The organism is Streptomyces sp. T39 (assembly GCF_008042045.1).
Lineage (GTDB): Bacteria > Actinomycetota > Actinomycetes > Streptomycetales > Streptomycetaceae > Streptomyces.
On sequence record NZ_RDBP01000013.1, the window covers coordinates 24,817 to 50,462 of the forward strand.

The window sequence follows — 25,646 nt, forward strand, 5'->3', positions numbered from 1 at the left end:
CGGCCGGGGGTGCGCGCCGGTCACACGCTGAGGGCCTCCCGCACGGTGTGCTCGGCCGCGGTCCCGCCGTCGCCGGAGGAGGTGACCCGTCCGGCCTCCAGCACGTGGTAGCGCTGGGCGGCGCGCAGGGCGAAGCCCACGTGCTGTTCGACGAGGAGGACCGACAGGCCCCGCCGGTGCGAGAGGGCGATGACCGTCTCCTCGATCTCGGCGACGACCGACGGCTGGATGCCCTCCGTCGGCTCGTCGAGCAGCAGCAGCCGCGGGCGGGTGACCAGGGCCCGCGCGAGGGCGAGTTGCTGCCGCTGGCCCCCGGAGAGCAGTCCGGCGCGGCGCCGGGCGAGTTCGCGCAGGGCGGGGAAGAGGTCCATCGCCTCGGCGACGGCCTCCTTCCCGCCGGGGCGGCCGTCGGCGACGAGGAGCAGGTTCTCGGCCGTGGTGAGGTGCGGGAAGGACTGCTGTCCCTGCGGGACGTACGCCATGCCGCGGGCGACCCGCCGGTGCGGGGCGAGGCGGGTGATGTCCTCGCCGTCGAGGAGCACGCTTCCGCTGCCCGGCCGGATCAGCCCCATCGCGGTGCGCAGCAGTGTGCTCTTCCCCGCTCCGTTGTGACCGAGCACGGTGGCGACGCCGTCCTCGGGGACGGTGACGCTCACGCCGTGGAGCACGGTGGTGCGGTCGTAGCCGGCCCGGACGTCCTTGATCTCCAGCACGGGTCTCATGCCTCCTCGGCGACGGGTACGGGGACGGCGGCCGCCCCCGGCTCGGTGGCGCGCCCGAGGTAGACCTCCTGGACCCTGGCGTCGGCCTGGACCTCGGCGACGGTGCCCTGGGTGAGGACCCGGCCGGCGTGCAGGACGGTGACGCTGCGGGCGAACCGGCGCATGAAGTCCATGTCGTGCTCGATGACGACGACGGTGCGGTCCTCGCCGACCCGCCGGAGCAGTTCGCCGGTGGCCTCGCGTTCGTCGTGGCTCATTCCGGCCACCGGTTCGTCGAGCAGCAGCAGGCGCACGTCCTGGACGAGCAGCATGCCGATCTCCAGCCACTGCTTCTGGCCGTGGGCCAGCGCGCCCGCCGGGCGGTCGCGCAGCCGGGTCAGGCCGGTGGTCTCCAGTGCCCTGGACACCTGCTCCGGGACTCCCTTGCGCCGCCGGAGCATCGTCAGCGGCGAGCGGCCCGCCCCGGCGGCGATGTCGAGGTTCTGCAGGACGGTCAGTTCCTCGAAGACGGTGGCCGTCTGGAAGGTGCGGCCGATGCCGGTCCTGGCGATGCGGTGCACGGGCCGGCCGAGGATCTCCTCGCCGCCGAAGCGGACCGAGCCGGTGGCCTTCACCAGGCCGGTGACGGCGTCGACGACGGTGGTCTTCCCGGCGCCGTTGGGGCCGATGAGGAAGCGCAGGTCGCCCGGGCGGATGTCCAGGTCGACTCCGTCGACGGCGGTGAAGCCGTCGAACGTCACGCGCAGGTCGCGGACGGTGAGCCCTTCGCCGTTCATGCCGTCTCTCCTGTCGGGGTCGTGGCGGTCCGGCGCCTGCGCAGGACGGCGCCGAGGGAGGCGAGGCCGCCGGGGAGGAAGCCGACGGCCAGGACGAACAGCAGGCCCTGGGCGTACGTCCACGCGGCGGGGAACGACTCGGAGAGGGTGCTCTGCGCCCAGGCGACGGCGACGGCTCCGAGTACGGCTCCCACCAGGCTCGCCCGGCCGCCGACCGCGGCGCCGATGACGAAGCCGATGGACGGCACGACGCCGATCAGTGCCGGGGAGATGATGCCGACGGCCGGTACGAACAGCGCCCCGGCCAGGCCCGCCGTGCCGGCCGCGACGACGTAGGCGACCAGCTTGACGTTGGCCGGGTCGTAGCCGAGGAAGCGGACCCGCTCCTCGGAGTCGCGGACGGCCACGAGGAGTTCGCCGTAGCGGGAGACGAACAGCATGCGCGCGAGGGCGGTCGTGAGCAGCAGGGCGCCGGCGATGACGAGGTACACCGTGCGCTGGTTGACCGGGTCGCGCAGGTCGTAGCCGAAGAAGCCCTGGATGTCGGTGAGGCCGTTGGTGCCGCCCGTGGTGGCCTGCTGGCCGATGAGCCAGATGGCCAGGGCGGCGGCCAGCGCCTGGCTGAGGATGGCGAAGTAGGCGCCCTTGACCCTGCGCCGGAAGACGAGGAAGCCGAGCAGGGCGGCGACGGCCATCGGCAGCAGGACGGTGGCGGCCAGGGCGAAGACCGGGTCGGCGAAGGGCCGCCACCACCACGGCAGGGTGTCGCCGGTGCCGTAGAGCAGCATGAAGTCGGGCAGCGTCTCACCGGCCGCGGCGGCGTCGGCGAGCTTCAGGTGCATCGCCATGGCGTAGCCGCCGATGCCGAAGAAGACGCCCTGGCCGAGGACGAGGAGTCCGCCGCGGCCCCAGGCGAGACTCACGCCGACGGCCACGATGGCGAAGCAGAGGTACTTGGCGAGCAGGCTGAGCCGGAAGTCGGACAGGGCGAGCGGGGCGACGCCGAGGAGGAGGACGGCGCCCGCCAGGAAGGCGGCGGGCACCCGCAGCCGGGCGCGCCGGGGATTCGGCGGAGGTGCGACTGGGGCGGTCTCGGGCGAAGCGGTGGTCGTCGTCATGCCAGGCTCCGGGTGCGCAGTGTGTACAGGCCCTGGGGTCGCCACTGGAGGAACGCGACGATCGCGACGAGCACGACGACCTTCGCGACGCTGACCGTGGTCGAGTACTCCAGCACGGACTGGAGCACGCCGAGGGCGAAGGCCGTGATGACCGCGCCCTTGAGCTGGGCGATTCCGCCGACGACCACCACGAGGAAGGCGTCGACGATGTAGTTGGTGCCCATGGTCGGGCCGATGGGGCCGACGAGGGTGAGCGCGACGCCGGCGAGGCCGGCCAGCCCGGAGCCGATGAAGAAGGTCGTCCGGTCGACGCGGCCGGTGGCGATGCCGGACACCTTGGCGAGGTCCCGGTTCTGCACCACGGCCCGGACGCGTCGCCCGAGCGGTGTGGACCGCATGACGACCGTGAGCCCGAGGACGCACAGCAGGGCGAGTCCGAGGATGAAGAGCCTGTTGGTGGCCAGGGTGGTGCCCGCGACGCCGATGTTGCCGGTGAGCCACTCGGGGGCGCGGGTCTGCACGTTGGGGGCGCCGAAGATGTCGCGGGCCAGCTGCTGGAGCATCAGCGAGACGCCCCAGGTGACGAGCAGGGTGTCCAGCGGTCTGGTGTACAGGCGCCGGATGAGCAGCCATTCCAGCAGGGCGCCCATCGCGCCGGCGACGAGGAAGGCGGTCGGCAGGGCGACGAACAGGGAGACCCCGGCGTCGCCGACGGCCCGCTGGAGGAGGTAGGCGGTGTAGGCGCCGGCCATCATGAACTCGCCGTGGGCCATGTTGATCACGCCCATCTGGCCGAAGGTGAGGGTGAGGCCGAGCGCGATGAGGAGGAGGACGGCACCGATGCTGATGCCGGTGAAGGACTGGTTGAGGACGACCGTCATGGAGCGGCTCCGGGGGAACGGCGGGGTGCGGGTACCGGGCGGATCCGGCTCCGGGTGGGCCCGGATCCGCCGTGGGAGGGGCTGCTCGTCTCAGGAGAGGCCGGCTGCCCAGTCGTAGCCCTTGAGGTACGGGTCGGGCGCGATGGGGCGGCCGGAGTTCCACACCTCGGTGATGCGGCCGTCGGCGCCGACCCTGCCGATGCGGGCCGTCTTGTGCACGTGCTGGGTGGTGCCGTCGACGGTGACCTTGCCCTCGGGCGCGTCGAGGGCGATGCCGTCGGACGCGGCCTTGACCGCGGCGACGTCGAAGGATCCCGCCTTCTCGACCATCCTCTTCCACAGGTGGACCGAGACGTAGGCCGCCTCCATCGGGTCGCTGGTCGGCTTGTCCTTGCCGTAGGCGTCCTGGTAGGCCGTGACGAAGCCGGTGTTCGCGGCGCCCGGAGTGGTCTGGTAGTAGTTCCAGGCGGTCAGCTGGCCCTCCAGGTACTGGGTGCCGATGCTCTTGACCTCCTCCTCGGCGATCGAGACGGAGAGCACCGGGAGGCTCCGGGCCGTGAGACCGCCGGACCGGTACTCCTTGAAGAAGGCGACGTTGCTGTCGCCGTTGAGGGTGTTGAAGACGGCGTCGGCCCCGGCGTCCTTGATCTTGTTGACGATGGTCCCGAACTCGGTGGAGCCGAGCGGCGCGTAGTCCTCGCCGGCCACCGTCATGCCGTGGGCCGCCGCATACGCCTTGATGATCTTGTTGGCGGTGCGCGGGAAGACGTAGTCGCTGCCGACCAGGTACAGCCGGGTGTGGCCCTGCTTCTTCAGGTAGTCGAGCGCGGGGACGATCTGCTGATTGGTGGTGGCGCCGGTGTAGAAGATGTACGGGGACTGCTCCAGTCCCTCGTACTGGACGGGGTAGAACAGCAGCGCCTTGTGGCGTTCGAAGACCGGCTTGACGGCCTTGCGGCTGGCCGACGTCCAGCAGCCGAAGGTGGCGGCGACGCGGGTGTCCGTGATCAGCGCCTCGGCCTTCTCGGCGAACGTCGGCCAGTCGGAGGCCCCGTCCTGGCTGACCGGTTCGAGTTTCTTGCCCAGGACGCCGCCGCCCGCGTTGATCTCCTTCACCGCGAGCAGCAGCGCGTCGCGGACGGTGACCTCGCTGATCGCCATGGTGCCCGAGAGCGAGTTCAGCAGACCGACCTTGACGGTGTCGCCGGACGTGTCCGCCGTGGCGCCGGAGCCGGTCGACGTGCCGTTTCCGGTCCTGGCGCCGCACGCGCTGAGCGCGGCGGTCGCACCGAGGGCGGACACGCCCGTCAACAGGCCGCGTCTGCTCAGGATGAGCTCGGACATGCACTACCTCCTGGGCCCGTAACGGGCGTTGCGAAGTGGGGCGTATCGAGAAAGGGGGAACCGGGAAAGAAGAGGGCGCTCCAGGGGGCGGCCGCGTCGGCGCACGGGGGCCCGGCCGTTTCGCTGTGGCGTCCGGGCCGGTCGCTGAAGTGCGTCCACAGCCTGCGGGCGAACTGTTTCCCGCGCGTTTCGGCGCAATTGAAGAACAGTTTCCAGCGGAAGTTTTCATGCGTGCAACTTCGCCGTATTACGGTCCCTCGCGCTGGAGATGACGGACCGTCGGATGCCGGATCCGATACTTCCGGCGGAAAGGATGTGATTCCTGGATTCCCTTGTCACGCATGTGCCGGTCGGCGGTAGGCTCCTGCCGTTCCCCGCCCGGGGAGGTGCCGACGCGAACCGAGGAGAGCGATGGCGAGGCGGTCCGTGGAACTGCTCGACCTGCTGACCCGGGCGGAGCGGCTCGCCGCGCGCCGCATGCAGGCCGCGCTCGCGGAGTTCGACTGCTCCGTCGAGGCATGGCGGGTGCTGGACCTGCTCGCGGACGGCGAGGGACACCACATGACGGCCCTGGCCGACCACGCGTTCCTGCCGGCGCCGACGCTGACGAAACTGGTGGACCAGCTCGTCGACCAGAATCTGGTCTTCCGCAGGATCGACCCCGCCGACCGCCGGCGGGTGCTGGCCCACCTCACCCCGCGGGGCATGCGGCGCCGGCAGCTCCTGGCCGAGGCGGTGCGCACCGACCGTGAGGCATGGGAACCGCTGCTCGCCGCGGAGGACGGCCGTCAGCTCGCGGTGCTGCTGGACCGGTTGACGTCGGCCCTGCAGGACGGCGGCGTCAGCCGGTCCCGTGCGGAGCGCTCAGCTGGGCGAGCACGGTGAAGTCGAGCCCGTCCGCCTCGGCCAGGTAGATCCGCTGGCGCACATGCCGGCCCTCGAGGCCGAGCAGACCCCGCGGGCCCTCGTACCGGACGGTGTCGGCCGCGGCCCCGATGGCGGTCACGTCCAGCGTGCGCGCCCGCTCGACGAGCGCCGCGAGCAGCAGCACCCCCTCGTAGCAGGACTCGCCGAGGCTGCCGGGCGTCGGGGCCTGGAGGCCGAAGCGCGCGGCGTAACGCCCGTGGAAGTCCAGGGTGTTGGCGTCGGCCAGCGAGGCGAAGAAGCCGGCCGTGCTGTACAGGTCGGCGGTGGCGCCGGGGCCACTGCCCAGCAGCATGTTCTCGTCCATGAGGGTGCTCAGCCGCAGACACCGCTGGTCGAGTCCGAACGCGGCGAAGGCCCGGTTGAAGCGGACCGCGTCGCTGCCCACCAGGAGCATCAGCACGGCGTCCGCGTCGGTGCGCTCGATGCGCCGCAGCACGTCGTGGAAGTCGTTCGTGCCCAGCGGGAGATAGACCTCGCCGCAGACCCGGCCCCGCGCCGTGCGGGCATAGCGGCGAGCGGCCCGGGCGGTGTGCCGGGGCCAGACGTAGTCGTTGCCGACGACGAACCAGCGCCGCACCCCCCGCGCCTCACCGAGCAGTTGCATCGCGGGCAGCAGTTGCGACGACGGCGTCTCGCTGGTCATGAAGACGCCCTCGGTGCGCTCGCCACCCTCGTAGAGGGCCGTGTAGACGTAGGGCACCCGGTGCGCGACCCGCGGGGCGAGGGCCCGGCGGACCGACGAGATGTGCCAGCCGGTGACGCCCTGCACCGTGCCGGTGTCCACGAGCGCCTCCACCTCCGCCGCCACCCGCCGCGGGTCGGCGCCGCCGTCGACCTCCAGGAGCCGCAGTTCCCTGCCCAGCACCCCGCCCGACATGTTGACCTCTTCGGCCGCGAGCCGGGCGCAGGTCAGGCAGGTGGGCCCGAAGATCCCGGCGGGCCCCTGCTGGGGGTACACGAGCGCGACGTCCAGGGTGGAGTCGTCGGGCAGGAACCATTCGGGGACGCGGACCGGAGGCGGCGGACGGTGCATGGCCTCATGATTGCGGCACCGCGTCCGCCGCCCAAGCCGCGGCCCGGATCGAGACCGATTCGTTCGTGGCCGGGACCGCCGCGCCGCCGCGCCGCCGCGCCGGGGAGGGTCCGCCTGCCCGGCGGCACGCGCCCAGGGGCGGGACCCGGGAACGGGCGGGGCACCGGGCCGGGAGGTGTGCCCGGCCCGGGCGCGGGTCAGCCGACGACGCGGCCGGCGCGCAGCTCCAGGCGCTCCCCCTCGAACAGGCGCTGGAAGCGCATGTCGTGGGACACGGCCACCACGGCGCCGGCGAAGCCGGCGAGCGCGGTCTCCAGTTCCTCGACGAGGTCGAGCGCCAGGTGGTTGGTCGGCTCGTCGAGCACCAGCAGGTCGGCCGGGCGGGAGACCAGCCTGGCCAGCTCCAGCCGCCGGCGCTGCCCCACCGACAGCCCCGCGACGGGGACCTCCAGGTCCGCCTCCCGGAAGAGCCCGAGGGCGAGCAGTTCCCCGGCGTGTTCCTCCGGCAGGCCGGCCCGCCCCCGCGCGTACGCCGTGAGGAGCGGCTCCCGCGCCGGCACGGCGTCGAGTTCCTGGCGCAGACGGCCGACGCGGGCCACCCGGTGCACGGTCCCGGTGTCGGGACGCAGGTCTCCCGCGAGGACCCGCAGCAGCGTGGTCTTGCCCGCCCCGTTGGGGCCGTGCACCAGCAGCCGGTCCCCCATGCCGACGCGCAGGCGCGGGACGGCGAGCCGGTCGCCGACCGAGACGCCGGTCAGCTCGGCGAGCACGGTGCCCGGGGCGGCTCCGGCATCCGTGAACAGGGCGCCGAAACGCAGCGGTTCGGGCGGGGCGGCCACGGGTTCCCGGCGCAACTGCTCCAGCCGCACGCGGGCGGCGCGCACCTGTCCGGAGAGCTTGTTCTCGTGCGAACGGCGGTGTTTCCCGAAGCCCTGACGGGGGTCCCCGCCCGAGACGGCGAGCCGCTGCCCCGCCGTCGCCACCAGTTCCTCGGTGCGGGCGAGTTCGTCGAGCCACTCCTGGTGCTCCTGCACCCGCCGGCGCCGTTCGGCCGCCTTCGCCGCCCGGTAGCCGCTCCAGCCGTCGCCGTAGCGGGCGACGGAGCGGGTGTCGCGGTCGACCTCCAGCACGGTGGTCGCCATGCCCTCGAGGAACTCCCGGTCGTGGGTGACCGCGAGCACGGTGCCCCGGTGGGCGCGCAGGCGTTCCTGCAGCCAGCGGACCGCGTCCCGGTCGAGATGGTTCGTCGGCTCGTCGAGCAGCAGCAGTTCGGCGCCGGAGGCGAGGACGCAGGCGAGCGCCAGCCTGGACTGCTCGCCGCCGGAGAGGGTGCCGATCCGGCGGTCGCGGGTGAGGTGCCCGAGTCCGAGGCCGTGCAGGGCGGCGTCGACGTCCGCGTCGGCCCGGTAGCCGCCGCGTTCCTCGTAGCGGTTCAGCAGCTCGCCGTAGGCGGCGAGCCGGTCGGGGTCGGCGTCGGCGAGCTGCTCCTCGCAGGCGCGCAACCGGGCCTCGACAGAGCGCAGTTCGGCGAGCGCGGCGTCGACGGTGTCCTGGACGGTGTGTTCGTCGCCGACCCCGAAGGTCTCGGCGAGGGTCTGGGCGAGGTGGGCCGTGGCGCCGGGGAAGCGGACAGTGATCTCCCCGCCGTCCGGGGCCCGTACGCCGGCGATCAGGCGCAGCAGGGTGGACTTCCCGGAGCCGTTCTCGCCGACGACGGCGGCCTTCTCGCCGGGCCGGACGGTGAAGGTGACCCGGTCGAGCACGGGGCGGACGCCGTAGGAGGTGCTGACGGAATGCAGGCTGAGCTGTGCGCGGTCGCGCATGGGGTGTCCCTGGGGCGCATGGGGTGTCCCTGGGGTGGGTTCGCAGGATTCGGGCACGGAGGGACGACGGAGCCCGCGCCGCTGCCGCCTCGCGGTCAGCGGTTCAGGCCGTGTCCGTGGCCGGAATCAGAGAAAGAAGTAGTACGAACCCATGGGCGCAACGGTACCAAAGCCACCGGGAGCGGCGCCGGGCGGAACGGGCCGCGGTCGCGCGGTGCGGGGAGACGGGACGACGGGGAGACGGGACGGGGCGGTGTCCGGCACCGTACCGGTGCCGGACACCGCCCCGTGCGGGCCCGGAGACGATCAGACGGCCGGGGCCGGGAAGGTCGGGTACTCCACGCCGGAGACGTGCTGCACGACCCGGATGACCTGGCACGAGTAGCCGAACTCGTTGTCGTACCACAGGTAGAGGATCGCGTTGTCGCCGTCGACCTTGGTGGCGCCGGCGTCCACGATGGAGGCGTGGCGGGAGCCCACGAAGTCCATGGAGACCGCGTCCGGGGCGGTGGTGAAGTCGATCTGGCGCTTGAGCGACGAGTGGAGCGAGACGTCGCGGAGGTACTCCAGGACCTCGTCGCGGGTGGTCTCGCGGCCCAGGCGCAGGCTGAGGATCGCGATCGACACGTCCGGCACGGGCACGCGGATGGAGCTGCCGGTGATGGGGGCCTTGAGCTCGGGCAGCGCCTTGGCGACGGCGGAGGCGGCGCCGGTCTCGGTGATGACCATGTTGAGCGGCGCGGAACGGCCGCGGCGGTCGGCCTTGTGGTAGTTGTCCAGCAGGTTCTGGTCGTTGGTGAACGAGTGGACGGTCTCCACGTGACCGCGCAGCACACCGTACTCGTCGTTCATCGCCTTCAGCGGCGGGACGATCGCGTTGGTGGTGCAGGACGCGCAGGACAGGATCCGCTCGTCCGGCTTGATGTCGTCGTGGTTCACCCCGTGCACGATGTTGGGCACGTCGCCCTTGCCGGGGGCGGTCAGGACGACCTTGTCGATGCCGGGGCGCAGGTGCGCGGACAGGCCCTCGCGGTCGCGCCACTTGCCCGTGTTGTCGATGAGGATGGCATTGTCGATGCCGTACGCCGTGTAGTCGACCTCGGACGGGTCGTTCGCGTAGATGACCTTGATCTCGTTGCCGTTGGCGCTGATCGTGCTGGTGGCCTCGTCGACCGTGATCGTGCCCTGGAACTGGCCGTGGATCGAGTCGCGGCGCAGCAGCGAGGCGCGCTTGACGATGTCCTGGTCGCCGCCGCGGCGGACGACGATGGCGCGCAGGCGCAGACCGTTGCCGGAGCCCGCCTTCTCGATGAGCAGACGCGCGACGAGGCGGCCGATGCGGCCGAAGCCGTAGAGGACGACGTCCCGCCCCTCACGACGCTCGATCTTGTTGTCACCGGTGGCGCCGGCGACGGCCTCGGCGGTGAACTCCGCCACCGACAGGCCGCGGTCGTCGGCGCGGTAGGCCTCGGCGAGCAGGCCGAGGTCGATCTGGGACGGACCGAGGTCGAGCGCCGTCAGCGCCTGGAGGAACGGGAACGTCTCGGTGATCGAGAGCTCCTCGCCGGCGATCTGCCGGGCGAACCGGTGGGTCTTGAGGATGCTGACCACCGACTTGTTCACCAGGGAGCGGCTGTGCAGCAGGACCGTGACGTCCTGCTCGCGGTGCAGCTTCCCGATGATCGGGATCATCGACTCCGCGATCTCCTCGCGGTGCATCCAGTTGGTGAACGAGTCGTCGTTGACAGTCACGTATTTATCTTTCGAGCTAGGCGGCGCTCATATGCTAACCCCACGGTGTTTTGATCTTCCAAGCGGTCCTCGTCACACCCGCCCGGCCCGGCGGCGCGCCACGCCGAGGGCAGTAGGTCTTTTGACATACCTATAGGTGCAGACCTATCGTCGCCGGGTGCCCGAGTCCCCCAGCCCCGCCCAGGACATCGACCGCGTCGCCTCCGCGCTCGCGGCGTGCCTGCCTGCGCTGAACCGGGCCCTCGACCGGCAGGTCGCCCGGGACTTCCCGGGCCCCAAGCCGCCCGAGGGGCAGCTCGCACTGCTGCGTTTCGTGATGCGGCGCGAGGGCGTGACCGTGCGCGAGAGCGCGGACGCCCTGCTGATGCGGCCCAACAACGTCAGCGCACTGGTCTCGCAGCTCACCGACGCGGGCCTGCTGGAAAGGCGCCGGGACCCGGACGACAAGCGCGTCGCCCGCCTCCACCCGACCGACCGCGCCCGGCGGGAACTGGCCGAGGTCAGGCGCCTCCAGGGCGCCCACATCGCCCGCGCCCTGCACGAGCTCACCGACGGCGAGCGAGGCGCGCTGGGCTCGGCCGTCGGCGCGCTGACGTCACTGGCGCGCCACCTGCACCCGGGCCCCGCGGCCGAGTAGCAAGGCCCCGGCGTCCGCACGCCGCGCACGCCTCCCCCGCACCCCGCGACGGGACACGTGTGCGGGTGCACATCCCCATGGGCGCCGACGCCCGCCCCGGGCGCACTCCCGTGTCCGCGCGGCGGCACCCGACGCCCGTTCCCCTCCCGCACCCTCGAAAGAATAGGCACTCTCATGCCGCCCACCAGCGTGGACCACTCTCCTCTGCCCGCAGCCTCCCCGCCGGCCCCACCGGCTCGCGGCCGGCGGGCCAACCCCTGGCTGACCCTGCTCGCCGTCTCGTTCGGCCTCTTCATGGTCCAGCTCGACGCCTCGGTCGTGGCGATCGCGAACCCCGAGATAGGGCGAACGCTGGAGGCGTCGACCGCGGACCTCCAGTGGGTGACCAACTCCTATCTGCTCGCCCTCGCGGCCTCCCTCATCCTGGGCGGCAAGCTGGGCGACCGCTTCGGGCGCCGCACGTACTACCTCGTCGGTGTCGCCGGCTTCACCCTCGCCTCCGTCGCCATCGGGCTGGCGGGCTCGGTGGAGGGCGTCATCGGCTTCCGCGCCGTGCAGGGCTTCTTCGGCGGCCTGCTGATGCCGAACACCCTCGGCCTGCTGCGGGCCGTCTTCCCGCCGCGCAGGTTCGGCATGGCGGTCGGCATCTGGGCGATGGTGTCGGCCGTGTCCACGGCGCTCGGGCCCATCGTCGGCGGTCTGCTCGTCGAACACGTCTCCTGGGAGTCGGTGTTCTTCATCAACGCCCCCATCGGTGTGCTCGCCCTGCTGGTGAGCGGCGCCGTACTCCCCCAGAGCCGCACCGCCGCGGGGCGGCAGCGCTTCGACGTGGTCGGCGTGGTGCTGCTCGCGGCCGGTCTGCTGTGCGTCGTCTTCGGCGTCGTCAAGGGCGAGACCTGGGGCTGGTCCTCGGCCGGGACGATCGCGGCGGTGGGCGCCGGTCTGCTCGTCCTCGTCGTCTTCGGCCGGTACGAGACGCGGGTGGAGCACCCGCTGCTGCCCATGCAGCTGTTCCGCAGCAGGGCCCTCACCACGGGGACCGTCGTGACGGCGCTCAACTTCTTCGTCCTGCTCGGCCTGATCTTCTTCGTGATGCTCTACCTCCAGAACGTGCGCGGCTTCACCCCCGTGGAGGCCGGTGTGCGCACCCTGCCGCTGAGCCTGGCGTCACTGGTGGCGTCGCCGCTCGGCGCGGCGCTGACCGCCCGCTTCGGGCCGCGGCTGTCGATGCCGCTCGGCATGCTGCTCCAGGCGGCGGCCGCGTTCTCCATGCTCACCTGGGGCACCGGGTCCTCCTACGCCACGATGTGGCCGCCGTTCGTCGCGCTCGGCCTCGGCGTCGGCATGGTGCTGGCCGCCTCGTCGGACGCGGTCGTCGGCCAGGCGCCCGTCGAGGACGGCGGCGTCGCGGGCGGCATCCAGGCCACCGCGCTCCAGATCGGCGGCGCGCTCGGCACGTCCGTGCTGATCTCGCTGATCAGCGGCCGTGTGGGCGCCACGCTCACCGGCGAGCTGACCGCGGCCGGTGTCCCGGCCGGGCAGGCCGCACAGTTCCACCGGGTCGAGGACGCGGTGGCGATGGGCATCGCGCCGGTCTCGGCGGACATGCCCGGGCCGCTGCGGGCCGCGGTCGTCGAGGGCAGCGGCCAGGCGTTCATGAACGGTGTGCACACCGCCGTGACCGTCACGGGCGTCCTGTGCCTGCTGGGCGCCGCCCTCGCGGCCGCGGGCCTGCGGGGCACCGCACCCGCCTCGTCCCGGCACTGACGGCCGGGCGAACGGCTCGGGCGGCGCGCACACCACGGCGGCCCGGTCGGCGGGGCCCGGGCGGCCGCCGGGACGCGGGTGACCGGCACCGGGCCGCGGGCCCGTCGGCGTGGCCGCCCGGGCCCCGGCCACCGAGGGCGCGCGGTCGCAGGAGCCGGCCGTGCCGGGGTGCATGCGGGCATCTGCACACGCCCCGGCCCGGCCGGCTCGGCCTGCCCGGCCCGGGCACGCACCCGGCCGGGCCGGTCTTCCTCCCGCGCGGCAGCGCACCCCGTCCCGGCGCGTGTCCGTCAGAAGGCGCCGTAGTTGACCTGCCAGGTCGGCAGGCCCATCCGGCGCCAGACGGCCACGACCCGGTCGCGGTCGTCCAGCGAGACCCGCACCGCGAACCGGTGGCGGACGTGGCGGTCGAAGAGTTCCGCCTTCACGACGTCGTCGCGCCGGCCGTCGCCCGAGGCCCGCATCCACAGCTCGTCGTACGGCACCTCGTGGCGCCGCAGCCACGCCTCCGTCATGTCGCGGTGGTCCTCGCTGCGGCCGGAGAGGAGCACGATGACATCGTCGTCCGCGCGGCGGAACGAGGAGAGGGCCTGCCGGACGGAGATGTTGAGGACGTCCTCGTCGCAGCGGGAGAAGTCGAACGGCCCCCGGTCGCCGCGCAGCGCGAGCGTGCCGTCGATGTCGCACATGACGGCCGACGGCAGCGCGGGGTCCGGCACGTAGGGCTGCACGGGCTGCTGGTCGTTGAACCATTCGTCGGTCAGACGCCAGCCGCCCTTGCGGGCCTTGAGGTGCTTGTCGGCGAGCAGCCGGATGATCTCCTCCCCCACCGGACGCTCCCGGACGGCGTCGCGGCGTACGCACTCCTCCACGTCCACGTCCGTGAAGTCGTGCACCACGAACGCGGCCCGGCCCGCCACGGCCGCCTTGAGTCGCTTCGGGATGTGGGGCGTCAGATGCGTGTTGTCGACGACGACGTCGAAACCGTCCGCCACGGCGGCCGTCACCGCCGCGTCCTGGATCGCCAGCACGGTCTGCTCGTGCGCGTGGGAGCGGCCGCGCTCCGGCGCGGGGACGTCGAGCATCGTGCGCAGGTCGTCGAGGTTGACCCGCCGCATCCTGCCCTCCGCCTCGGCCTGGAGGGCGCGGGCGGCGGTCGTCTTCCCCGATGCGGGCAGGCCCGTCATGACGTGCACCCGGGGTGCGGTCACGGCAGTGGACACGGTCAGTTCTCCTCGTCGGTGGTGAAGGGGTCGGACGCCTCGGGGCGTGCGGAACGGTACGTGACGAGCGCGGTGGACCGCCCGTCCAGGCGCAGGAACAGGGCGGGGCGCACCGCCGGGTCGGGCACCTCCCGCACCGCGCGGGCGAAGGCGCCGCGGTCGCCGGAGAGGTGGGCGACGGACGCGTACGCCTCGTCGACGGCCCGCTCGCGTGCCGCGACCTGCGCCTCGATGCGGGCGATCACCTCCCGGACCCAGGTGTCGAATTCGTCGGGCACCTGCTCCAGCAGGGCGTCCAGCGGCCTGCCGCCGGACGCGGCGATCTCGGGGGGCGAGCAGCCGAGCGCCTGGGCCACCGCCTTGGCGGGCAGGCCGGCGAAGCGCTGGATGCCGTGGCTGCGCCAGATGTCCCGCTCGGTGACGCCCGTCAGCACCTTGTGCAGCCGCACGTACTCCGCGATCTTGGCCTTCGCCCGCACACCGGACGCGAAACGCAGCACGAAGCCCTCGGCGTCCGTCCCGGTGGCCGGCTCCCCGCCGGGCAGGGTGCTGGACTCGGTCAGGGCGAGCAGTTCGGCGAGCGGCATGGCGGGCCGCAGGGCGACGACGGAGCCGACCGCCTTCCAGGCGGGTGCGGCGTCCGCCAGCGGCACTTCGGTGCCGTCGGCCCCGAACGCGGCGAGCAGCACCAGGTCCCGGCGGTCGCCGTAGTCGACGACGATACGATTCTGCGGGTAGAGGATCTCGGCGAGGTAGGTGACGCCCGGCTCCAGTGCGGAGGTGTCCTTCGTGTCGAGCCGGCGCTGCGCCCAGACGGCCTGGGTGCTGGTGAAGGAGCCCTTGGAGGCCACCCGCCAGCGGCCCGCGTAGTGGAAGACCACGGCGAGCGAGCCGTCGACCTTGTCGTACACCTCGAACGGCTCGTCGGGCAGGGCCGGCGCGTAGGGCTGTCCGGCCTCGTGCTCGCCGACGTTGAAGAACTTCGGCAGGGGCAGGGCGACGATCCGGCCGGTGACGTCGTCGGCGACCAGCCCGCGGCAGCGGGTGGTGACCTCGTTCCAGCGCCGCTCGTACTGGCAGACGCGCGTGTACGTGTAGATCGACAGCGGCAGTTCGGGGTGCGCCTTGCGGGTCACGTGCCCCGCGTCGAGAGCCTCCGCCAGCTCGTGCGCGGGCAGCAGTTCGTGAAGAGTCAGGTGGGCCTGGCCCATGGGTTCCTCCGTTCGAGATGCTGCATTCTCACCTGGGGGAACGCCGGGGCGACAGCGGATTTCGGCTGCGCCGGGCACGCCGCAACGTGACCGCAACGTGCCGTGTGCTGTGCTCGGGCGATGGACGGAACCGCGTGTGTGCAGCTGACCGATGCCGCCGCCGGGCTGCTGCGCCGGCTGCGTGCGGCGCACGGGCCGCTGATGTTCCATCAGTCGGGCGGCTGCTGCGACGGCAGCGCGCCGATGTGCTACCCGGCGGGCGAGTTCCGCACCGGGGACAGTGATGTGCTGCTGGCCGAACTGCGGCTGGACGGCGTCGACGAGCCGGTGCCGTTCTGGATGTCACGCGGTCAGTACGACCTGTGGCGGCACACCCGCCTCGTGGTGGACGTGGTCGAGGGCCGGGGCAGCGGCTTCTCGCTGGAGGCCCCGGAAGGCGTCCGGTTCCTGATCAGGTCGCACCTGGCCCGACCCGGCGGCGGCCGGACGCCGTGAACGGGCGCTCAGGGCTGGAGACTTCCGACGACGGTCGCCGTCGCCGCGATCCCGTCCTGGATGGTCGGCGCCATGCTGGTCCCCGCGAGGAAGAAGCCCAGCAGGGCGCAGACCACCGCGTGGGAGAGCTTCAGTCCGCCGTTGCGCAGGAAGATCACCGCCAGCACCGTGAGCAGCAGCACCACCGAGATCGAGATGGCCATCGCCGAACCTCCTTCGCCGCGCGGGTCATGCGGCGTCCGCGTGCCGCTCGTGCGGCGTTCGGCGGTCAGTCTGGCGCAGCGCGGGCCCCGGACGGCCGACTGGCGTGTCCGCCGTACGGGTGGGGTCCGTTCAGTGCCCCCGGGCGCGCAGGAAGGCCGCGAGACCTGCCAGGTCATCGGTGTTGAGGTGGTCGACGCCGGCGTCCAGGAGTGCGCTCCACAGGGCGTCCCGGTCCGGCCCTGGCGTGTCGGGGGTGGCCCAGAAGCGGATCCGCTGCCGCCGCGCGTGGGCCGTGGCCACGATCGCGCGCAGCTTCTCGCGTTCCGCGGCGGGGAATTCACCGGCTCCGCGCCAGGCGAAGCTCTGTGTCCAGTTGGCCGAGATCAGCGGGACGAACGAGGCGGGGGCGGGGGCCGGTGCGACGAGGTCGTCGAGCCGGCCGTCGTAGAAGGCGTACCGCCTGCGCTGGGCCTCCATGGGCAGGCGTGCCGTGCGGTCGCCGGAGACCACCGGGGTGACGGCGCCCGTGCGGACCCGTCCATCGGTGCAACTGCTCAGCATCCGCCGGTAGTCGCGCAGTTGACGGTCGAGTTCGCGGTAGGCGGCGATGCCGTCGCTCTTGATGTCCACGAGCAGGTGCAGGGTCGTGGGGTGGCCGGGGTGGACGCTGCCGTGGCCCGCGCGGACCCTGGCGAGGAGGGGGTCGAGGTAGAGCGAGCGCAGGGTGCGTGCCGGGTCGAGCCCGGCCGGCTCGTGGGCGACCAGCAGGTCGCCGTCGACGAGGAAGACGTCCGCCTCGACGCTGGTGAAGCCCTGGACGAGGGCGTCGTGCAGGGGGCGCAGGTGCAGATAGTCGTTGTGGGCGTGCGCCTGGCGCAGCGGCACGGGGCCGCGCGCCGGACGGGTCGGTCCGTCCGCGCGCCCCTTCTCCGTCAGGGCGACGGCGCCCAGCAGCCCCGCGGCGAGGGTGGTGACGGCTCTGCGACGACTGGTGGGCACGGTGCCTCCTGGCTCGGCGGGAGTCCGGACACCGGCGAGTATCCGCGCGCCGCGCCCCAACGGACAGACGCACGGCAAGAGTTCGGCCAACCGTCACCCGCCGGCGCGGTCACCGTCACCCGGCCCGCGACCCCGCCCCCGCGTCCGCCGAGGTGATCTCGTCCCAGTCCACCGTCCGGTCGCACCAGCGCTCCAGCAGGACGCGGTCGTGGCCGACGGCGAGCAGTCCCGCGCCCTCCGCGCGCCGGTAGTCCTCGACCACGGCGACCAGGGCCGCCGTCGTCGACGCGTCCAGCATCGCGGTCATCTCGTCGCAGACCAGCCAGCGCGGCCGCAGCGTCAGCGCCCTGGCGAGACAGGCGCGCTGGAGCTGGCCGTCGCTGACCTCGTGGGGCCTGCGGCCCAGCAGGTCGCCGCCGAGGCCCACCTCGGCGGCGAGGGCCGCCACCCGGGCCGGCGCCTCGGCGCGCCGCCCCGTCGCCCGCAGCGGTTCGGCGATCAGGTCGTGCAAGGTCAGCCGGGGGTCGGCCGCGAGCCGCGGCTGCTGGAAGACGACCCCGACGGCGGTGCGCTGCTCCCGGGGGGCCCGGTGGCGCCAGCCGCCCGCCGGGCGGCCGTCGATGCGCACCCGGCCGGCGTCGGGACGGTGGAGGAGGGCGGCGACCCGGGCGAGGGTGGACTTGCCGCAGCCGCTGGGTCCGAGGAGCCCGACGGACTCGCCGGGCGCGAGGCTCAGGGACGCGTCGCGGACGACGGGGTGGCGCCGGTCGTAGCCGGCGGTGATCCGCTCCAGTTCAAACACGCTGGGTCTCCTCGGCGTGATGGCAGGCGACGCCGCCGGTGAGGGCCGGCACGGCGGAGCAGCGGGCGTCGGCGCGGGTGCAGCGGGGGGCGAAGGCGCAGCCGTCGGGCAGGTCGCCGAGTTCGGGGGGCATGCCCGGGATGGGGGTGAAGCCGCGCTCCGGGAGCGCGTCGAGCAGTCCCCGGGCGTAGGGGTGTCGGGGGCCGGGGCCGGCGAAGAAGTCCTCGGCGCCGGCGAGTTCGACGATGCGGCCGGCGTACATCACGGCGACCCGGTCGGCGGTGCGCCGGGCGGCCGCGAGGTCGTGGGTGATCAGCAGCAGGGCGCGCCCCTGGTCGGCGTGGCGGCGCAGTTCGGCCGCGGTGTGCTCGACGAGGTCGCGGTCGAGGCCGGTGGTGGGTTCGTCGGCGAGCAGCAGGGGCGCGTCGCCGACGAGGGCGAGCGCGGTGGCCGCGCGCTGGGCGAGGCCGCCGGAGAGTTCGTGGGGGTAGCGGTCGAGGTGGTCCGCGGGGAAGGCGGCGCGTGCGGCGGCGTCGCCGGCCGCCTTGTGCGCGGCGGGGCCGCGCGCGCCGGTCAGGGCGCGCACGGTCTCGGTGAGCTGGGACCCGACGGTGCGCACGGGTGTGAGGTGGGCGGCGGGGCTCTGCGGTACGAGGCCGATGCGGCGTCCGCGCACGGTGCGGGCGAGGGTGCGTTCATCGGCGGTGAGCACGTCGACGCCGTCGACGACCGCCGAGCCGGCGGTCTGCGCGTTGCCGGGCAGCAGGCCGAGCAGGGCGGAGGCGAGGACGGATTTGCCGCAGCCGCTCTCGCCGACGAGGGCGAGGCACTCGCCCGCGGCGAGGTCGAAGGAGGCGTCGGTGACGGCGGCGACATGCCGTCCGCCGCGCATCCGGAACCGCACGGACAGTCCCCGTACGGACAGCACCGGTGTCGCGGTCACAGCATCAGCTCCGATCGGCGGCGGGGGTTGATCCGTTCGCGCCAGGCTCCGGCGAGGCCGGCGACGGCGAGGGTGGGCACGATGAGGAACAGGCCGGGGAAGAGGGTGGGCCACCAGTCGCCGGCGAGGAGCGAACCGCGCGCGCTCTGGATCAGGTTGCCCAGGCTGGCCTGATGGGTGGGGAGCCCGAGGCCGAGGAAGGAGAGCGCGGACTCGTGCCACATGGCGTGGGGCACCATCAGCACCGCCGCGAGTCCGGCCTGCGGCAGCACACCGGGCAGCAGGTGCCGGACGGCGACCCGCCACCGGCTCGCGCCGCCGCTGACGGCGGCGTCGATGTAGGGGCGGGAGCGCAGCGAGAGGACCTCGGCGCGCACGATGCGGGCCGTGGAGAGCCAGTGGGTCACGGCGACGGACACGATGACGGGCCACACGCCGGGGCGGAACAGGGCCACGACGAAGATGCCGAGCAGCAGGTGCGGTACGGAGGAGAAGGTGTCGACCAGCCGCATCAGCAGCCGGTCGGTCCAGCCTCCGAAGGCGGCCGCCGCGGCGCCGACGGCGGTGCCGATGACGGTGGCGACGAGCGCGGCGACCAGTCCGACGAGCAGGGACACCCGCAGCCCGTGGACACAGCGCAGCAGCAGGTCGCGGCCGACGTCGTCGGTGCCGAAGGGGTGGGCGGCCGACGGCGGGCGCAGCTTCATCGACAGGTCGACCGCCTGCTGGTCCAGCTGGACCAGCGGCGGGACGAGCAGGACGGCGAGGGCGACGGCCGCGGTGATCGTCCAGGAGACGGCGACGCGGACGGTGCGGGTGGACCTGCGGGTGCGCCCGCGGCTGGTCCAGACGAGGTCAGCCATCGAAGCCCACCCGGGGGTCGGCGAGGCCGTAGAGCAGGTCGGAGAGCAGGTTGCCGAGCAGTACCGCGACGGTCGCCAGCACGGTGAGCGCGGCGAGCAGCGGGAAGTCGACGGCGGTGGCGGCCTGGACGGTCGCGGCGGCGATGCCCGGCCAGCTGAAGACGGTCTCCACGAGCAGGGCTCCGGTGATCAGTTCGGGGACGCGCGAGCCGATGAGCGTGAGCATGGGGAGCATGCCGGCGCGCAGCGCGTGGCCGGTGAGGACGGTGCGTTCGGCGAGGCCGCGGGCGCGGGCGCCGCGCACGGCGTCCTCGTCGAGCGCGTCGCCGACCCCCTGGCGCACGTAGAGGAAGAACCACGGTGTCTGGCTGACGCCGAGGACGGCGGCGGGCAGCACCAGATGGCGGGCGACCTGGTCGAAGGTGACGGTGTCGCTGGCGGTGTCGGTGAGTCCGCCGGCGGGCAGCACGCCGAGCTGGAGGGCGAAGAACCAGATGGCGAGCAGGCCGAGCCAGAACGCCGGGGCCGCTTCGAGGGTGTAGGCGGCGGAGCAGGCGCACCGGTCGAGCGGTCCGCCGCGGCGGCGGGCGGCGAGGACGCCGAGCGCGGTGCCGAGCAGCACGGCGACGGTGAACGCGGTGACGGCCAGCAGCACGGACCAGCCGAGCCGTTCGCCGATGACGTCGGCGACGGGCATGCGCATCACCGAGGAGTCGCCGAGTTCGCCCTGGAGGGCTCCGGTGATCCAGTCCCACCAGCGGGTGACGAGCGGCTGGTCGACGCCGAGGTTGGCGCGGATCTGGTCGAGGTTCTCCTGGGAGGCGGTGAGCCCGGCGGTGCCGGTGTACGCCTTGACCGGGTCGAACGGGGAGGCCGCGGCGACCGCGAACACGCCGAAGGTGACGGCGCCGAGGACCGGGACGGCGAGCAGCGCCCGCCGTCCCGTCATCCGTGCCAGCGCACCCCAGGGGAGGCGGCGCTTCACTTCCCCGCGTCCTTGGGGGTCCACTTCTCGACGTTCCACCAGGGGCCCGAGGCCAGGCCGTGGTCATGGGGCTCGGTCTGGGTGCCGAGGCCGTCCCACTTGTCGGCGAGCACGTACACGTGGTCGATGTGGGTGAGGAAGGTGTAGCCGGGGTTCTTCACCAGTTCGCGCTGGACGGTGTCGTAGGCCGCGCGGCGGGTGGCCCGGTCGCCGGACGTGCGGCCCTCCTCCAGCGCCTTGTCGACCGCCGGGTTGTCGTACCAGCCCATGTTGTTGAAGCCGTCTCCGGCGAGTTCGGACCTGAGCAGGAGGTACTGGTCGAAGTCGGGGTCGCCGGGTGCGCCGCCGCCGGCGAGGACCGCGTCGTGCTCCATGCGGGGCTCGATGACCTCCCAGGTGCCGGCCTGGGTGGTGATGTCGATGCCGGCCTTGCGGGCGTCGGAGGCGTAGGCGAGGGCGTGGTCCTGGCGGAGCTTGTCGCCGGTGAGGTACCAGAGCGGGAAGGCGGCCCGGACGCCGTCCTTGACGCGGATGCCGTCCTTGCCGGGCTTCCAGCCGGCCTCGTCGAGGATCTTCTTCGCCCCGGCGAGGTCGTGGCGGCGCTCGGTGCCCTCGGCGAACCACTCGCTGCCGGTGGGCACGGGGCCGTAGGCGGGCTTGCCGGCGCCGTTGAGGATGGAGTCGACCATGGCCTGGCGGTCGACGGCGATGTCGAGGGCGCGGCGGATCGCGGTGTCGCCGGTGACCTCGTTGTGCGTGGGGAGGGTGACGGTGCGGTAGTCGTAGGTGGTGGCCCGGTGGGTCCTGCGTCCCTTGTCCTTCGCGAAGCCCTCGGCGAGGTTCGGCGGCAGGATGGCGCCGTCGAGGTCGCCGGCGCGCAGCCGGGTGGCGCGGACGTCGTCGTCCTTGATGATCGCCATGGTGAACTTCTTCACCTTCGGCTCGCCGCCCCAGTACGTGGGGTTGGCCTTGAAGCTGAGCTTCTCGCCCTTGGACCAGCCGGTGAGGATGTAGGGCCCGGTGCCGATCGGCTTCGTGGTGAACTCGCCGGTGTTGACGTCCTGCCGGCCGGCGACGTGCTCGGGCGCGATGGGCAGGACGGTCCGCTGGGCGAAGGGCGCGTAGGGGTACTTGAGGGTGAAGACGACGGTGTCGTCGCCCGCCTTGCCGACGTCCTTCAGGGCGTCGAGCTCGGTGCGGGAGGCGTTGTTCGTCTTCTCGTCGAGGATGGTGCGGTAGGTGAAGACGACGTCGTCGGCGTCGAACGGCTCGCCGTCGCTGAACTCGACGCCCTTGCGCAGCTTGTACGTGTAGGTGAGGCCGTCCGCGCTGACCTCGGGGAGCTCGGCGGCGAGGGCGGGACGCAGCGTCATGTCGGCGTCGTGGGCGAGCAGTCCGTCGAAGATCTTGGAGTTGCCGTCCTTGCCGTACCCGAGGAGCGGGCTCAGCGTGTCGGGTTCGTAGGCGATGCCGACGACGGCCGTGTCGCCCGTGCCCTGCCCGCCGGTACCGCCGGACGGATTCGCGCAGGCCGCCGCGCCGAGGACCAGCGCGGCGACCGGTGCCACGGTCCGTATGGATCGGGCCGTCATGCTCCCACCCCTGTTGAAGATCAGCAGTTATTGCAAAGCAGTGGCAATTAAACAGCATGTAAAGGGTGGGGTGGAACAGGGGGTGTTACCGGGGGAACGGGGCCCGGCGGGGGCGGTCCTGCCCCGCCGGGCCCCGTTCCTACGGCGCGTCGAGGCCGACCAGGCCCGCCAGCCGCTCCTTGTGCCTGCCGGGGGTGCCGTACGCGATCTCGTCGGCCTTGGCCCGCTTGAGATAGAGATGCGCCGGGTGCTCCCACGTCATACCGATGCCGCCGTGCAGCTGGACGCACTCCTCGGCCGCGTGCACCGCCACCCGGGAGCAGTACGCCTGGGCGACGGCGGTGAGCAGCGCCGCCTCCTCGCTGCCGGCGGCGAGGGCGTCGGCCGCCGCCCGGGCGGCGGCCCGGGCCGACACCACCTCCAGCCACAGCTGGGCCATCCGGTGCTTGAGGGCCTGGAAGGAGCCGACGGGACGGTTGAACTGGTGGCGCTCCCGGGTGTGCCGGACGGTCTCCTCCAGGCACCATTCGGCGATGCCCAGCTGCTCGGAGGCGAGCAGCCCCGCGCCGGTGAGCAGTCCGCGGCGGACCGCGGCCTCGCCCTCCGCCGCGCCGGCCAGCAGGGTGCCCGCGCCGTCCGGCACGGTGACGGCGGCGAGCGGCCGGGTCAGGTCGAGGGCGGTCGCCGGCTCGACCTCGGCGTCGGCTCGGTCCACGGCGTACAGCCCGTCGCCGCGGAGCACCAGCAGCACATCGGCGGCGGCGGCGTCCGCGACCCCGGTGATCCGTCCGGCCGGGGCGGGCAGCGGCCCGTCGGGGGCCGTGGAGAGCGGCACGGCGAGCACGGCGGTGCGGCGGCCGGCGGCCAGGTCGCCGAGGAGCGCGACCGCCGCCTCCGCGCCGTCGCCGAGCGCCAGCAGCGCGGCCGTCGCCACGACCGAACTGGTCAGGTACGGGGCGGGAACGCACCCGCGGCCCAGCTCCTCCAGGACGACGGCGGCCTCACGGTGGCTCGCCCCCTGACCGCCCCGCTTCTCGGGCACGAGGAGCCCGGCGGCGCCGACCTCGGTGGCGAGCGCCTGCCAGAGGGCGGGGTCGCAGGGGCTGCCGCTCTCGGCCCTGCCTCCGGTGAGGGCGGCCGGGTCGGCGCGGGCGGTGAGCAGGGAGCGCACGGCGGCCCGCAGGTCGCTCTCGTCCTCGGTGTAGAGCAGGTCGGTCATCGGGCGAGGTCCTTCCAGGCGATGTCCTTGTCGTTGCGCGGTTCGGCGGGCAGCCCGAGGACGCGTTCGGCGACGATGTTGAGCAGCACCTCGGTGGTGCCGCCCTCGATGGAGTTGCCCTTGGAGCGCAGGTAGCGGTAGCCGGCCTCGCGTCCGGTGAAGTCGACGAGCTCGGGCCTGCGCAGCGTCCAGTCGTCGTACAGCAGCCCCTCCTCGCCGAGGAGTTCGACCTCCAGGCCGCTGATCTCCTGGTTGAGGCGCGCGAACGCGAGCTTCATCGCGCTGCCCTCGGGGCCGGGCTGCCCGGCGACGAGCTGCTGGCGCAGCCGCTCCCCCGCGAGGCGGGCGACCTCGGCCTCGACCCACAGCGTCAGCAGACGCTGGTGCAGATCGTGGGTGCGCAGATCGGGGCGGTCGCGCCAGGTGCGGGAGACGGGGCCGATCATGCCGCCCTCGCGCGGGATGCGGCTGCCGCCGATGGAGACCCGCTCGTTCATCAGGGTGGTCTGGGCGACCTTCCAGCCCTCCCCCACCTCGCCGAGCCGGTGGGCGTCCGGGATGCGCACGTCGGTGAGGAAGACCTCGTTGAACTCCGCCTCGCCGGTGATCTGGCGCAGCGGCCTGACCTCGACGCCCGGGTCGGTCATGTCGCAGACGAAGTAGGTGATGCCGCGGTGCTTGGGCAGGTCGGGGTCGGTGCGGGCGATGAGGATGGCCCACCGGGCGACATGCGCGCTGGAGGTCCACACCTTCTGCCCGTTGACCACCCAGTCGTCGCCGTCGCGGACGGCGCGGGTGCCGAGTGCCGCGAGGTCGGAGCCGGCGCCCGGCTCGGAGAAGAGCTGGCACCAGACCTCCTCGCCCACCCAGAGCGGGGGCAGGAAGCGGCGCTTGACCTCCTCGGAGCCGTACTGGAGCAGGGTGGGCGCGGCCATGCCGAGGCCGATGCCGATGCGGCGGGGGTCGTTGTCGGGCGCGCCCGCGGCGGTCAGCTCCGCGTCGACGACCGCCTGGAGGGAGCGCGGGGCGCCGAGACCGCCGAGGCCCGGCGGGTAGTGGACCCAGGCCAGTCCGGCGTCGAAGCGGGCGCGCAGGAAGTCGGCGCGCGGGGTCGTCGCCGGAGGGTGGGCGGCGAGCAGGTCCGCGACGCGGGATCGCAGGTCGGCGGCGTCGGTCATCGTGCTTCTCCTTCTGCCGTGGCGCCGGCGGGTGCGTCCGGCCCGGCGCCCGCCGGGAGGACGACGAGACGGCCGGTGGTGGTGCCGTCCGCGACGCGCTGGACCGCGCCCGGGGCCTCGGCGAACGGGACGCGGTCGCTCACCAGCGGCTTGATCAGGCCCTTGGCCGCGTACTCGGTCAGGGTGCGGTGGCAGCGGCCGATGGAGGCCGGGTCCTTGGCCGCGTACAGGCCCCAGTGCAGACCGAGGATCGAGTAGTTCTTGACGAGCGCGTGGTTCAGCGCCGGGGCGGGGATGTCGCCGCTGGCGAAGCCGACCACGACGATGCGGCCCTCGAAGGCGACGCACTTGGCGGACTTGGCGTAGGCGTCGCCGCCCACCGGGTCGTAGACCACGTCCGCACCCCGGCCGCCGGTGGCCTCCTTGACCGCGGCGACGATGTCCTCGGAGCGGCGGTCCACGACCACGTCGCAGCCCAGTTCCCGGGCGACGGCCGCCTTCTCCGGGCCGCCGACGACGCCGATGACCCGCGCTCCGGCCGCCTTGCCGAGCTGGACGGCGGCGCTGCCGACGCCGCCCGCGGCGGCGTGCACGAGCAGGGTCTCGCCCTCCTTGAGGGCGGCCCTGCGGTGCAGTCCGAACCATCCGGTCTGGTAGCCGATGTGCAGGGCCGCGGCCTCGGCGTCGTCGAGGGCGTCCGGCGCGGGCAGCAGGGCGGCGGTGTCGGCGACGACGTACTCGGCGAGGCCGCCGTGCGGCAGCGCGGGGTTGGCGATCACCCGGCGGCCGTCCTCCGTCTCGCCGCAGATCTCCACGCCGGGGGTGAACGGCAGCGGGGGGCGGACCTGGTACAGGCCGCGGCACAGCAGCGCGTCGGGGAAGTTGATGTTCGCGGCGAGCACGCGCAGCAGCTGCTGGCCCTCGCCGGGCACCGGCCTGTCCACCTCGTCGAGCTGCATCACCTCGCTCGGCTCGCCGTTGCGGTGCACTCGCCATGCCTGCATTTCGGGGCCTCCCACCAGCCATAGGGCAGTACGGGCAGTACTGTGCTGCGCTCCGCATACTAAGCGGTCGCTTGTCGCCGCGTGAAGCCCCCGGCCGCGTGAAGCCCCCGGCGCGCACAGCCGGCCCCCGCGGCGCCCCCGACCGGAC

24 protein-coding genes are annotated in these 25,646 nt (G+C 73.4%); 4 read left to right on the top strand and 20 right to left on the bottom strand.

Features of this window, described 5'->3' with window-relative positions; genetic code table 11:
• Positions 1-20: 20 nt before the first annotated feature.
• The 5 genes from urtE to urtA all read right to left on the bottom strand — a co-directional run bounded on the left by urtE (position 21) and on the right by urtA (position 4,841).
• Complete coding sequence (gene urtE, locus EAO77_RS17540) at positions 21-722, bottom strand: urea ABC transporter ATP-binding subunit UrtE (RefSeq protein WP_187283285.1); 702 nt, start codon at positions 720-722, stop codon at positions 21-23.
• Complete coding sequence (gene urtD, locus EAO77_RS17545) at positions 719-1,498, bottom strand: urea ABC transporter ATP-binding protein UrtD (RefSeq protein WP_147989214.1); 780 nt, start codon at positions 1,496-1,498, stop codon at positions 719-721. The genes urtE and urtD overlap by 4 nt, the downstream gene beginning before the upstream one ends.
• Positions 1,495-2,616, bottom strand: coding sequence for an urea ABC transporter permease subunit UrtC (gene urtC, locus EAO77_RS17550; RefSeq protein ID WP_147989215.1), 1,122 nt, complete (start codon positions 2,614-2,616; stop codon positions 1,495-1,497). The genes urtD and urtC overlap by 4 nt, the downstream gene beginning before the upstream one ends.
• Complete coding sequence (gene urtB, locus EAO77_RS17555) at positions 2,613-3,497, bottom strand: urea ABC transporter permease subunit UrtB (RefSeq protein WP_147989216.1); 885 nt, start codon at positions 3,495-3,497, stop codon at positions 2,613-2,615. Before urtB ends, urtC begins: the two co-directional genes overlap by 4 nt.
• Positions 3,498-3,587: 90 nt before the next feature.
• The gene (urtA, locus tag EAO77_RS17560; RefSeq protein WP_147989217.1) at positions 3,588-4,841 is read right to left on the bottom strand and encodes an urea ABC transporter substrate-binding protein; all 1,254 of its coding nucleotides are present in this window, start codon (positions 4,839-4,841) and stop codon (positions 3,588-3,590) included.
• Between the two features lie 411 nt (positions 4,842-5,252).
• Between urtA and EAO77_RS17565 the strand changes: the two genes are divergently transcribed.
• Positions 5,253-5,726 (top strand): MarR family winged helix-turn-helix transcriptional regulator, encoded by a 474-nt coding sequence (locus EAO77_RS17565; protein ID WP_147989218.1) that lies wholly within the window; start codon positions 5,253-5,255, stop codon positions 5,724-5,726.
• Here EAO77_RS17565 and EAO77_RS17570 read toward each other — a convergent pair.
• The 3 genes from EAO77_RS17570 to EAO77_RS17580 form a co-directional block, all read right to left on the bottom strand.
• Positions 5,683-6,801 (bottom strand): substrate-binding domain-containing protein, encoded by a 1,119-nt coding sequence (locus EAO77_RS17570; RefSeq protein ID WP_147989219.1) that lies wholly within the window; start codon positions 6,799-6,801, stop codon positions 5,683-5,685. The two genes, EAO77_RS17565 and EAO77_RS17570, sit on opposite strands and share 44 nt — an antisense overlap.
• Before the next feature lie 197 nt (positions 6,802-6,998).
• A complete protein-coding gene (gene abc-f / locus EAO77_RS17575) occupies positions 6,999-8,624 on the bottom strand; it encodes a ribosomal protection-like ABC-F family protein (RefSeq protein ID WP_147989220.1) in 1,626 nt (541 codons plus the stop codon).
• Positions 8,625-8,930: 306 nt separating this feature from the next.
• Positions 8,931-10,376, bottom strand: a complete 1,446-nt coding sequence (locus EAO77_RS17580; protein ID WP_147989221.1) for a glyceraldehyde-3-phosphate dehydrogenase — start codon at positions 10,374-10,376, stop codon at positions 8,931-8,933.
• Between the two features lie 157 nt (positions 10,377-10,533).
• Here EAO77_RS17580 and EAO77_RS17585 point away from each other — a divergent pair, with 157 nt between their 5' ends.
• On the top strand, positions 10,534-11,013 hold the full coding sequence (locus tag EAO77_RS17585; protein ID WP_147989222.1) for a MarR family winged helix-turn-helix transcriptional regulator: 480 nt from the start codon (positions 10,534-10,536) through the stop codon (positions 11,011-11,013).
• A gap of 174 nt (positions 11,014-11,187) precedes the next feature.
• The gene (locus EAO77_RS17590) at positions 11,188-12,780 is read left to right on the top strand and encodes an MFS transporter (RefSeq protein WP_147989223.1); all 1,593 of its coding nucleotides are present in this window, start codon (positions 11,188-11,190) and stop codon (positions 12,778-12,780) included.
• 290 nt (positions 12,781-13,070) lie between these two features.
• Here the strand turns inward: EAO77_RS17590 and EAO77_RS17595 are convergent, their stop codons facing one another.
• Together EAO77_RS17595 and EAO77_RS17600 are read right to left on the bottom strand one after the other, a co-directional pair.
• Positions 13,071-14,003 (bottom strand): AAA family ATPase, encoded by a 933-nt coding sequence (locus tag EAO77_RS17595; RefSeq protein ID WP_261994005.1) that lies wholly within the window; start codon positions 14,001-14,003, stop codon positions 13,071-13,073.
• A 2-nt stretch (positions 14,004-14,005) separates the two neighbouring features.
• Positions 14,006-15,214 (bottom strand): RNA ligase, encoded by a 1,209-nt coding sequence (locus tag EAO77_RS17600; protein ID WP_147989224.1) that lies wholly within the window; start codon positions 15,212-15,214, stop codon positions 14,006-14,008.
• A gap of 120 nt (positions 15,215-15,334) precedes the next feature.
• Here EAO77_RS17600 and EAO77_RS17605 point away from each other — a divergent pair, with 120 nt between their 5' ends.
• Positions 15,335-15,709, top strand: coding sequence for a DUF779 domain-containing protein (locus EAO77_RS17605; RefSeq protein ID WP_147989225.1), 375 nt, complete (start codon positions 15,335-15,337; stop codon positions 15,707-15,709).
• 8 nt (positions 15,710-15,717) lie between these two features.
• On the opposite strand, the gene EAO77_RS17610 is transcribed toward EAO77_RS17605, so the two are convergent.
• From EAO77_RS17610 to EAO77_RS17655, 10 genes are all read right to left on the bottom strand, one after another.
• Positions 15,718-15,912 carry a hypothetical protein gene (locus tag EAO77_RS17610; protein ID WP_147989226.1) on the bottom strand — a complete coding sequence of 65 codons (195 nt, stop codon included), beginning with the start codon at positions 15,910-15,912 and terminating at the stop codon, positions 15,718-15,720.
• 130 nt (positions 15,913-16,042) lie between these two features.
• The gene (locus EAO77_RS17615; protein ID WP_147989227.1) at positions 16,043-16,912 is read right to left on the bottom strand and encodes a phosphatidylinositol-specific phospholipase C/glycerophosphodiester phosphodiesterase family protein; all 870 of its coding nucleotides are present in this window, start codon (positions 16,910-16,912) and stop codon (positions 16,043-16,045) included.
• Between the two features lie 115 nt (positions 16,913-17,027).
• Positions 17,028-17,714: an ABC transporter ATP-binding protein gene (locus EAO77_RS17620; RefSeq protein WP_147989228.1), complete on the bottom strand. Its 687-nt coding sequence runs from the start codon at positions 17,712-17,714 to the stop codon at positions 17,028-17,030.
• Complete coding sequence (locus tag EAO77_RS17625; RefSeq protein ID WP_147989312.1) at positions 17,707-18,606, bottom strand: ABC transporter ATP-binding protein; 900 nt, start codon at positions 18,604-18,606, stop codon at positions 17,707-17,709. Before EAO77_RS17625 ends, EAO77_RS17620 begins: the two co-directional genes overlap by 8 nt.
• Positions 18,607-18,653: 47 nt before the next feature.
• Positions 18,654-19,520 (bottom strand): ABC transporter permease, encoded by an 867-nt coding sequence (locus EAO77_RS17630; protein ID WP_147989229.1) that lies wholly within the window; start codon positions 19,518-19,520, stop codon positions 18,654-18,656.
• Entirely contained in the window at positions 19,513-20,505 is a 993-nt protein-coding gene (locus tag EAO77_RS17635) for an ABC transporter permease (RefSeq protein WP_147989230.1), read from the bottom strand. Before EAO77_RS17635 ends, EAO77_RS17630 begins: the two co-directional genes overlap by 8 nt.
• Positions 20,502-22,097, bottom strand: coding sequence for an ABC transporter substrate-binding protein (locus EAO77_RS17640; protein ID WP_147989231.1), 1,596 nt, complete (start codon positions 22,095-22,097; stop codon positions 20,502-20,504). Before EAO77_RS17640 ends, EAO77_RS17635 begins: the two co-directional genes overlap by 4 nt.
• Before the next feature lie 139 nt (positions 22,098-22,236).
• Positions 22,237-23,316, bottom strand: coding sequence for an acyl-CoA dehydrogenase family protein (locus tag EAO77_RS17645; protein WP_147989232.1), 1,080 nt, complete (start codon positions 23,314-23,316; stop codon positions 22,237-22,239).
• Positions 23,313-24,494 (bottom strand): acyl-CoA dehydrogenase family protein, encoded by a 1,182-nt coding sequence (locus EAO77_RS17650; RefSeq protein WP_147989233.1) that lies wholly within the window; start codon positions 24,492-24,494, stop codon positions 23,313-23,315. Before EAO77_RS17650 ends, EAO77_RS17645 begins: the two co-directional genes overlap by 4 nt.
• Entirely contained in the window at positions 24,491-25,498 is a 1,008-nt protein-coding gene (locus EAO77_RS17655) for an NADPH:quinone oxidoreductase family protein (protein ID WP_147989234.1), read from the bottom strand. The genes EAO77_RS17650 and EAO77_RS17655 overlap by 4 nt, the downstream gene beginning before the upstream one ends.
• Positions 25,499-25,646 lie beyond the last annotated feature (148 nt).